This is a genomic window from Devosia sp., from assembly GCF_040509215.1.
Lineage (GTDB): Bacteria > Pseudomonadota > Alphaproteobacteria > Rhizobiales > Devosiaceae > Devosia.
Genome location: NZ_JBEVLL010000012.1, coordinates 1 through 8892, shown reverse-complemented (window position 1 = coordinate 8892; position 8892 = coordinate 1). Strand labels below are relative to the sequence as shown.

General features: G+C 61.8%; 11 protein-coding genes and 1 pseudogene. 11 read left to right on the top strand and 1 reads right to left on the bottom strand.

The genetic code is table 11. The features are described from left to right. The 5 genes and pseudogenes from glyA to ABW043_RS00545 form a co-directional block, all read left to right on the top strand. Positions 1-251: pseudogene (gene glyA / locus ABW043_RS00565) on the top strand (serine hydroxymethyltransferase); the annotation flags it as partial. Positions 252-271: 20 nt separating this feature from the next. Next, positions 272-751 carry a transcriptional regulator NrdR gene (gene nrdR / locus ABW043_RS00560; RefSeq protein WP_353919300.1) on the top strand — a complete coding sequence of 160 codons (480 nt, stop codon included), beginning with the start codon at positions 272-274 and terminating at the stop codon, positions 749-751. 80 nt (positions 752-831) lie between these two features. Next, positions 832-1305 (top strand): 6,7-dimethyl-8-ribityllumazine synthase, encoded by a 474-nt coding sequence (gene ribH, locus ABW043_RS00555; RefSeq protein ID WP_353919299.1) that lies wholly within the window; start codon positions 832-834, stop codon positions 1303-1305. Next, complete coding sequence (gene nusB / locus ABW043_RS00550; RefSeq protein ID WP_353919298.1) at positions 1306-1797, top strand: transcription antitermination factor NusB; 492 nt, start codon at positions 1306-1308, stop codon at positions 1795-1797. It abuts the gene before it with no gap. Positions 1798-2047: 250 nt separating this feature from the next. Further along, the gene (locus ABW043_RS00545) at positions 2048-3859 is read left to right on the top strand and encodes a hypothetical protein (RefSeq protein WP_353919297.1); all 1812 of its coding nucleotides are present in this window, start codon (positions 2048-2050) and stop codon (positions 3857-3859) included. Between the two features lie 59 nt (positions 3860-3918). Here the strand turns inward: ABW043_RS00545 and ABW043_RS00540 are convergent, their stop codons facing one another. After that, on the bottom strand, positions 3919-4368 hold the full coding sequence (locus ABW043_RS00540; RefSeq protein ID WP_353919296.1) for an outer membrane protein assembly factor BamE: 450 nt from the start codon (positions 4366-4368) through the stop codon (positions 3919-3921). Positions 4369-4530: 162 nt separating this feature from the next. Here ABW043_RS00540 and ABW043_RS00535 point away from each other — a divergent pair, with 162 nt between their 5' ends. The 6 genes from ABW043_RS00535 to ABW043_RS00510 all read left to right on the top strand — a co-directional run bounded on the left by ABW043_RS00535 (position 4531) and on the right by ABW043_RS00510 (position 8727). Continuing rightward, the gene (locus ABW043_RS00535) at positions 4531-5055 is read left to right on the top strand and encodes a ubiquinol-cytochrome C chaperone family protein (protein ID WP_353919295.1); all 525 of its coding nucleotides are present in this window, start codon (positions 4531-4533) and stop codon (positions 5053-5055) included. Further along, complete coding sequence (locus ABW043_RS00530; protein ID WP_353919294.1) at positions 5052-5597, top strand: YceD family protein; 546 nt, start codon at positions 5052-5054, stop codon at positions 5595-5597. The genes ABW043_RS00535 and ABW043_RS00530 overlap by 4 nt, the downstream gene beginning before the upstream one ends. An 82-nt stretch (positions 5598-5679) precedes the next feature. Beyond that, complete coding sequence (gene plsX, locus ABW043_RS00525) at positions 5680-6750, top strand: phosphate acyltransferase PlsX (protein ID WP_353919293.1); 1071 nt, start codon at positions 5680-5682, stop codon at positions 6748-6750. Then, positions 6747-7724 carry a beta-ketoacyl-ACP synthase III gene (locus ABW043_RS00520; RefSeq protein ID WP_353919292.1) on the top strand — a complete coding sequence of 326 codons (978 nt, stop codon included), beginning with the start codon at positions 6747-6749 and terminating at the stop codon, positions 7722-7724. The genes plsX and ABW043_RS00520 overlap by 4 nt, the downstream gene beginning before the upstream one ends. A 64-nt stretch (positions 7725-7788) precedes the next feature. Further along, positions 7789-8244 carry an integration host factor subunit alpha gene (locus ABW043_RS00515; protein ID WP_502908573.1) on the top strand — a complete coding sequence of 152 codons (456 nt, stop codon included), beginning with the start codon at positions 7789-7791 and terminating at the stop codon, positions 8242-8244. Between the two features lie 27 nt (positions 8245-8271). Next, the gene (locus ABW043_RS00510) at positions 8272-8727 is read left to right on the top strand and encodes a MerR family transcriptional regulator (RefSeq protein ID WP_353919291.1); all 456 of its coding nucleotides are present in this window, start codon (positions 8272-8274) and stop codon (positions 8725-8727) included. Positions 8728-8892: the final 165 nt, after the last annotated feature.

Here is an 8892-nt window from a genome sequence, read left to right as displayed (position 1 = left end):
ATATCACCTGCAACAAGAACGCAGTTCCCTTCGATCCGGAAAAGCCCGCCATCACCTCCGGCGTGCGCCTCGGCACCCCGGCCGGCACCTCGCGCGGCTTCGGCACTGCCGAATTCCAGACCATCGGCGAACTAATCATCGAAGTGCTCGATGGCCTCAAGACCAATGGCGATGACAATAACGGTGCCGTCGAGGCCGAAGTCCGCGCCAAGGTGAAGGCGCTGACCGCTCGCTTCCCGATCTACGGCTGATCTGAAAGGGCCACACAAGGATGCGCTGCCCCTATTGTGGCAATGACGATACTCAGGTGAAGGATAGCCGCCCGACCGAAGATTCGGGCGCTATCCGCCGCCGCCGCGTGTGCAATGCCTGCGGCGGCCGCTTCACCACCTTCGAGCGCGTGCAGTTGCGCGACCTCACCGTGGTCAAGAAGACCGGTCGAAAAGTCCCCTTCGACCGTGAGAAACTCACCCGTTCGGTCAACACCGCGCTGCGGAAACGCTCGGTCGATCCCGAACGCGTCGAGCGCATGATTTCCGGCATCGTTCGCCAGCTCGAGAGCTTGGGCGATATCGAAATCACCTCCGACCAGATCGGCGAATATGTGATGGTCGGCCTCAAGGGCCTCGATCACGTCGCCTTTGTCCGCTTTGCTTCGGTCTACAAGAATTTCGCCGGCCCGGACGATTTCCGCGATTTCCTCGCAGAGCTCGATTCCGATGTCAGCGAACCTCTCCCAGAGGACGATTGATCCTCTTCTTGCGCGCCCGCAGTTGCGCGGATGGGCGGGCCGGACTATGGGGTTGAGAAGCAAGGGCAAGGATGTCTGCTATGGATTCTTACGGCGAACGCTTTTCGATCGAGCCCAATTCGGCTGAGGGCCTGCATTTCCTCATCGTCGAGGGCAGGGCCTATCCCGGCATCGCCGATGAGATGAAGGCCGGCGCCAGCGCCGCCCTCAAGGCCGCAGGCGCCACCTTTGACGTCATCGCCGTGCCCGGCGCCATGGAAGTGCCCGTCGGCGTCGCCATGGCCCTTGAAACCGATAACTACGACGGCTTCGTCGCCCTTGGCTGCGTCATTCGCGGCCAGTCCAATCACTACGTCTCCGTTGCCAGCGAAAGCATCCGCGCCCTTGCCGAACTGGCAGTCGTGGACGCGCTGCCGCTCGGCATCGGCATTCTTACGGTCGAGAACGAAGGGCAGGCCTGGACCCGCGCCCGCCTCGCCGATGGCGATCGTGGTGGCGATGCCGCCCGTGCCGCCCTTGCTCTCGCCGCTCTCAAGGCAAAGTTGAACGCATAAATGACTGATACGCCCCCCATCCCGAACAATTCGCGTCCAGCCAACCAGCGCGGCGCCGCCCGCCTCGCGGCTGTCCAGGCGCTCTACCAGATGGATGTGGGCCGCGCGACGCTGGAAGACACCCTGGCCCAGTTCAGTGCCTTCCATCTCGGCCGCGAACTCGAAGGCGAGCAGTACTTGCCTGCCGATGCCGACTTTTTCGGCCAGATCGTGCGCGGCGTCACCAAGAACCAGCTCGAGATCGACCCCGCCATCGACAAGGCCCTCGCCGAAGACTGGCCGATCGATCGCATCGATTCAACGCTCCGCGCCATCCTTCGCGCCGCCGCGTTCGAACTCCTGCGCCGCCGTGACATCCCGGCCCGCGTCGTCATCACCGAATATGTCGACGTCGCCCGCGCCTTCTTCGAGGAAGATGCCTCCGGCATGGTCAACGCCGCCCTCGATTCCATCGCCCGCTCGGCCGGCGTGGACCTCGAAAAGAAGGCCTGAGGCACCAGCGCCACTTTTAGTCCCCACGGCGTCATTCCCGCGAAAGCGGGAATCCGACCCCTCACGTCCGGCCGCACCGCATTCCATAAAATTGTGAATGCACCATCCGGTTACTTAGCCTTGACGTTGCCACATCTCAGATGGAATGTTTGTTCCGCAATCTCCGATTGTGGAATTTGTGTTTTATCATTCTGAGCGGCGGCGCGGCAGAAGAACAAGAGCCGGCCTCCCGCTCGTCGAGGAGGAAATCATGAACCGACGTTATTTTCTGGGCGCCGCGGCGGCGCTCGGGACGCATGCGGCCATGTCTTCGCGCTGGCTTGCCGGCTCGGCCATCACCCTGGGACTGACCGGCGCCGCCACGGCTGCCGATCCGGACACGGAGGGCCTCGCCGTCCTCACCAAATCGGCCGACGAGCAGGTGCCCAAGACCATCGAGGGCCTTCCTGCCGCGCTCACCGGCTCGCCCCGCGGCCTCACGCGCCAGGTCCGGCGCCTCGTAACGCCCTTCATCTGGAAAGACTCGACCTATCACCACGACGAGTCGCTGCTGCCCCACATCAAGCAGGGTCTTGAAACCCTCACCAGGGTGCAGCACGAGGACGGCACCTTCAGCGTCGGCAATCGCCATTCCCCGCCCGACACCGGCTTCCTCATCGAGGATTTCGGCCTCATGGTCTCCATCCTTGAAGCCGACGATCACGCCGCGAGTGTAGGCCTCGCGGAAACCATCCGCGCCATCATGGCCAAGGCCGGCCCGGGCCTTGCCAATGGCGGCATTCACACCCCCAACCACCGCTGGAAAATCTGCGCCGCGCTCGCCCGCATCAGCCACGTCACCGGCGACGAAAGCTATCATACCCGCATCGACGAATGGCTGGCCGAGGGCATGGATATCGACGAGGACGGTATCTATTCCGAACGCAGCGCCATCTACTATTCCGAGGTCACCAATCCCTCCCTGCTGGTCGTCGCCCATGTGCTCGACCGCCAGGACCTGCTCGATTTCGTCCGCAAGAATCTCGACCTCTCCATCGAGCATTCCGAGCCCAATGGCGAGATCGAGACCATCCAGTCCCGCCGTCAGGATCAGGACCAGCGCCTCGTCAATATCCGCTACTTCTACCCCCAGTTCCGCGAACTGGCGCTCCTTGATGGCAATGGCCGTTTCGCCGCCATGGCCCGCCTGATCGAAGAGAAATTCGCGCCTGACATTGGCGACTTCCTCGGCGATCTTATCGAGCGTCCCGAACTGGCCGCCACCCTCCCGGCCAGCGAAGAACCCTTCACCGATTTCGCCCGCCACTATCAAACAGCCGGCCTCGTCCGTATCCGCCGTGGCAAACTCAGCGCCTCGGCCTTCGGCGGCTCCGACTGGTATGCCGATGGCGACGAGACCGAATTCTTCAATCGCTTCGGCTCGGGCCTTTCGACCAACCCGACCATCCTCCGCGCCTTCAATGGCAAGGCAGTGCTCGAAGCCGTCCGCCTCGTGCCGAACTTTTTCTCCATGGGCCACTTCCGCTCAAACGGCATCGGCTATGAGGAAGGCGTCATCACGCTCGGGAATGAACTCAAGATTCCCTACTATCTCCCCATGCCAGCCGATCGTCGCAATGCCGATGGCGTCTACGCGCTCTCTCGTTCGGTCGATGGTCGCTTCAATTCCATGCTCGACTTCGAAAACCGCCCCGCCTCGACGCGCGATCTCAAGACCGACGTCAAAATCTCGGAAACCGACAGCGGCTTCGATCTCACCTTCGATGTCTCGGGCGAAGAGAATGTCGAACTGACCTGGGAGCTGACCTTCCGCGAAGGCGGCGAACTCGCCGGCGTCGAGAGCCTCGAAGACGGCACCTTCCATCTCATCGAAGGGCAGGGGACCTACACGCTCGGCGACGACACGATCACCTTCGGCCCCGGCAACGGCAAGGGCCTGATCGAAGCCAAGCCCGGCGAACAGTATAGCTGGCTCAACGGCAGCCTCGCCGTCAAAGGGCACCGCGTCTACATCACCGGCATGTCGCCGCTGACCTACGCGCTAAGCCTCGCCTTCGCCTGATCTCACAAACAAAAAAGCCCCGGCAAAACCGGGGCTTTCCAATTCCAGATCTGGAAAAATCAGAACGACTGCAGGATCTGCTCGATGAACGTGCGATCTTCGCCATAAGACTGCGTGCGGCGGTTCTCGATGGCAATCACCTTGCCGTCGGCGGCCGAGTAGACAGCCTTGTCCACGACCTTCTTGTTCTTGTCGAAATAGACGGCGAGCACGGTGCGCTCGAGCGAGGTGTTCAGCCCGAACGAAGTCTGCGCCACCTTGGTCTGCACAAAGTACCAGGCGGTCTGGTCGCCAAAGGTATTGGTCGACTGCGGCGAGCCGAGCACCAGCGTCACCAGCTCTTGGCTCTGGCCCACGCGAATCTGCTGCATCGCACTTTCGGAGATTTCATAGCCCTGCGTCCTCTTGGTGACGAGCGACGTGCTGCTCGTGCAGGCGGCCAGCGCAACAGCAAGCAGTGCTGCAGCGGCGATCGGTGCGAAGGGAGAGGAAGCAATACGCATGGGCATGAATTTGACTTTCCCGATGGCTCTCGACTATAGGCGTGACAACAAGGCGCGTGCCCTTTGGTCGCCGGAATGTGTAGCTGTCAACCTGGCTTTTTGGCAAGCTGACATTGGGTCGGCTGACTTTGCATGTGTTTGACCCATCCCGAGGCTGAGCGCAATCCCATGATCCTGTCTCTGTTCCGCAAAAACACGGCCACCGACGCTGTTTATGGCGTCTATCGGGCCATTGTGGCGCAATCCCGGCAACCCGTCTTCTATGCTGAGTGGGGCGTGCCCGACACGGTCACGGGCCGCTTCGATATGATCAGCCTTCATATGGCGCTGCTGTTTCGGCGCCTACGCGGCGCCGACGCCACCAAGAATTTCAGCCAGGCGGTTTTTGACCTGTTCTTCAAGGATATGGACCAGTCCCTGCGCGAAATGGGCGCCACCGATCTGGGTGTCCCCAAGAAAATCCAGAAGATGGGCAATCTCTTTTTCGGCCTTCTTGCTGCCATCAATGAAGCTATGGATCGCGGCGACAAGGAAGCCTTGGCCACCGTGTTCTCGCGCAATATCTATGAAGGCGCCGGCATGGATCATGCTCGCACCCTCGCTGATTATTTCATGACGCAGGATCAGGCCCTGGCCGCTCTGCCGGTTGAAAGCATCACCGGCGGCACAGTGACATTCGGAACCGCCGCATGAAAGACCAGCCCGCGCCACTTTTCGACGCGATCGTCCGCATCGACAAACTGCCCACCGCCGGGCGCTCCGTCAGCGTCGATGCCGATGAGCCAACCCGAGCCCGCATTGCCGAGGAACTAAAGCTGATCGCTGTCGAGCGCTTCGTCGCCGAACTCACCGTTGCGCCCCTGCGCGGTGGTTTGCGGGCCCAGGGGCGCCTCAAGGCACGCATCGTCCAGGCGTCCGTCGTCAGCTTCGAACCGGTCAGCCAGAACATCGACGAGGCTGTGGATCGCGTCTTCCTGCCCGTCGGACAGACCGCTCATGCGCCCGCGCCCGGCACCGAAATTTTCATCGACCTTGAAGATGACGATTTTCCCGATCATATCGATGGTCCGGAGGTCGACTTGAGCGCTCTCCTGATCGAAACCCTGGCTCTGGCCATCGATCCCTATCCGCGCCGCGAGGGCGAAGACCTCTCAACGCTTGGTATCGATGCCACCGAAGACGATAGTGGTCCCTTTGCGGCGCTGCGTCAGCTCAAGGACAAGGGCGAAACCTGAACCTTCCAGGGCGGGGCTTGCACCCACTTCCCTATGGGATATGTTGGAATGCCTGCCCAAGCGGGCCGAAAAACGGGCTGAAATGACCGAATATATAACGATTTCCGTGGATGCCATGGGGGGCGACCACGCCCCGCGCGCGGTCATCCACGGCGCCGACCTCGCCCTGCGCGAGCGCAAGAACACCCGTTTTATCTTCCATGGGCGCAAGGAGCAGATCGATCCGCTCCTTGAAGAATTCCCCCGGCTCAAGGCCGCAAGCCAGGTGCGTCACTGCGAAGAAGTGATCGCCATGGACGAAAAGCCCAGCCAGGCCCTCAGGAAGGGCCGCAACGTCTCCTCCATGTGGATGGCGATCCAGGCCGTGAAGGACAAGGAAGCCGATGTCGCCATATCTGGCGGCAATACCGGCGCGCTGATGGCCATGGCCACCTTCTGCCTCCGCCCCATGGAAGGCATTTCCCGCCCCGGTATCGCGGCCATCTGGCCGACCGTGCGCTCCGACATCGTCGTGCTCGATATGGGCGCAACCATCGGCGCTGACGCCCGCCAGCTTGTCGACTACGCCATTCTGGGTTCCGCTCTCGCCCGTTCGCTCTTTGATTCCGAAAAGCCCACCGTCGGTCTGCTCAATATCGGCACCGAAGAGGTGAAGGGCCTCGACTACATCAAGGAAGCCAGCAAGATCCTGCAGCAAGCCTCCGGCGCCGGCTTCACCTATCATGGCTTCGTTGAGGGCGATGATATCGGCAAGGGCACGGTCGACGTTGTCGTCACCGAAGGCTTCGTCGGAAATGTGGCCCTCAAGACCGCCGAAGGCACTGCCCGGCAGGTCGCGACGTATCTGCGCACCGCGCTCAAATCCAACTGGATCAGCATGCTCGGCGCCTTCTTCGCCTCGTCCGCCCTGACGGCTCTCCGCCGCAAGATGGACCCGCGTGCCGTCAATGGCGGCGTGTTCATGGGCCTCAATGGCGTCGTCATCAAATCCCATGGCGGTACCGACGAAGTCGGCTACAAGAGCGCCCTGGGCCTTGCCTATGAAATGGCGCGCAGCAACCTGATCGAAAAGATCAGCGACAGCGTGCGGCGCTTCCCCGTCAATATTGCGGCTTCCGAGCTGCCTACCGATCCTGAGGCCAAGTCGGCGTGACCAGAGTTCGTTCAATAGTCCGCGGGGTCGGTAGCTACCTGCCCCAAAAAATCTTGACCAACGCCGAATTGGCGGAGACCGTCGACACGTCCGACGAGTGGATCCAGCAGCGCGTCGGCATCAAGGAGCGCCATGTCGCGGCCGAAGGCGAGTTCACCTCCGACCTCGCTGTTGCCGCAGCCCGGGCCGCCCTCGACAATGCCGGTCTGACGCCCGACGATATCGACCTCATCATCGTCGCGACGACCACCCCGGATTACACCTTCCCGGCTGCCGCGACCCTGGTGCAGATGAAGCTGGGCATGCATCACGGCTTTGCCTTCGACATCCAGGCGGTCTGCTCGGGCTTTGTCTATGCCGTGACCACGGCCGACAGCTACATCAAGAACGGCATGGCCAATCGCGCCCTTATTATCGGCGCCGAGACCTTCACCCGTCTCCTCGACTGGACCGACCGCACCACCTGCGTGCTTTTCGGCGATGGCGCCGGCGCCATGATTCTCGAACGCGTCGAGCTCGCCGATGGCGAACCCGAACGCGGCGTCCTGGCTTCGGCTCTTCGCTCCGACGGTCACCACTGGCAAAAGCTCTACGTCGATGGCGGCCCGTCCTCCACCGGCACCACTGGCCATGTGCACATGGCAGGGGCGGAAGTGTTCCGCCATGCCGTCGGCAAGATCACCGACGTCGTCTACAAGGCGCTGGAGCAGGGGGGCTACACGGTCGATGATCTCGACTGGTTCGTGCCGCACCAGGCCAACAAGCGCATCATCGATGGCGCCGGAAACAAGCTTGGCCTGCCGCCCGAAAAGGTGGTCACCACGGTTGATATCCACGCCAACACGTCCGCCGCTTCCGTGCCCCTGGCGCTGAGCGTTGCGGTGGCCGATGGACGCATCAAGCAGGGCGATCTCGTCATGCTCGAAGCCATGGGCGGTGGATTCACCTGGGGGGCCTCGCTCATTCGCTGGTAGTCCGGCATTGAGCCGATTGACCTCAAGCGTTTCAAGGCGTTAGTGTCCTGCCGGGTGGAGGAACCTGACGTTAAGGCCAAGCGAAAACCGACTGGCCGCGTCAATCGAGGGAAGGTTTTCCTGTCAATCTGCAGAAGCGGACTGGCGACAGCGGAAGAAAAAATATCACGCTGGCCCGGGAAGCCAGCCCAGAACTTTGGGGGTGCGAATGACGCAGAAGACGGTAACGCGGGCGGACCTGGCGGAAGCTGTTTACGGTTCTGTCGGCCTGTCGCGAACCGAGTCGGCCGAACTGGTCGAACGTGTTCTCGAACTCATCACCGACGCGCTGATCACCGGCGCCAATGTGAAACTTTCCTCTTTCGGCTCCTTCCAGGTGCGTTCCAAGAACGAACGGATCGGCCGCAATCCCAAGACCGGCGAAGAGGTGCCAATCCTCCCCCGGCAGGTTCTTGTGTTCAAACCCAGCAACGTGTTGAAGTCCAAAATCAACAAGTCTATGGTCGCCTCTGAAAAGTAAGGCTTTCTTACTGGAGGGGCAGGCGGTTTGGACAAGTCTCCAGACGCATTCCGGACAATCTCAGAGGCCGCGGAAGAGCTCGATCTTCCTCAGCACGTCCTCCGATTCTGGGAAACCCGCTTCGCCACCATCAAGCCCCTGAAACGCGGCGGCGGCCGTCGCTACTACCGCCCCGAAGACGTCCTGCTGCTCCGCGGCATCCGTCATTTGCTGTACGATCAGGGTTTTACCATCAAGGGCGTCCAGAAGATCCTCAAGGATCAGGGCCCGCGCTACGTCATCGCCGTTGGCGAGGGCAAGAACCTCGACGAGATCATCCCCCTCATCGAAGAAGCCCAGGCCGCCGCCGACGAAGCCGAGATCGAAGAAGCCGTTCTTACCGCCGACCCCAGCCTCGACGAAGAATCGCGCGAAAAACTCTCCGAAGTTTTGCGCGAGCTCCTCGAGTGCAAACGCATCCTGGAACGCGCCCGCGAGCACTAGCTCTTCACCTCTCCCTCTGGGGGAGAGGTCGCCGCGTAGCGGCGGGTGAGGGGGCCGTACGTCCCGCCCACCCACACTGTAAAACCCCCCAAAACGGGGCTCTACCTTTACAGCCACACCCAGTCAAAAACCCACCAGGTCTGCCCGTCGAAACACCAAGTCGAG

Bases quoted from the DNA above. Each gene is read 5' to 3' on its own strand.
- nrdR (WP_353919300.1), top strand. From the start codon at position 272: ATGCGCTGCCCCTATTGTGGCAATGACGATACTCAGGTGAAGGATAGC.
- ribH (WP_353919299.1), top strand. From the start codon at position 832: ATGGATTCTTACGGCGAACGCTTTTCGATCGAGCCCAATTCGGCTGAG.
- nusB (WP_353919298.1), top strand. From the start codon at position 1,306: ATGACTGATACGCCCCCCATCCCGAACAATTCGCGTCCAGCCAACCAG.
- ABW043_RS00545 (WP_353919297.1), top strand. From the start codon at position 2,048: ATGAACCGACGTTATTTTCTGGGCGCCGCGGCGGCGCTCGGGACGCAT.
- ABW043_RS00540 (WP_353919296.1), bottom strand. From the start codon at position 4,368: ATGCCCATGCGTATTGCTTCCTCTCCCTTCGCACCGATCGCCGCTGCA.
- ABW043_RS00535 (WP_353919295.1), top strand. From the start codon at position 4,531: ATGATCCTGTCTCTGTTCCGCAAAAACACGGCCACCGACGCTGTTTAT.
- ABW043_RS00530 (WP_353919294.1), top strand. From the start codon at position 5,052: ATGAAAGACCAGCCCGCGCCACTTTTCGACGCGATCGTCCGCATCGAC.
- plsX (WP_353919293.1), top strand. From the start codon at position 5,680: ATGACCGAATATATAACGATTTCCGTGGATGCCATGGGGGGCGACCAC.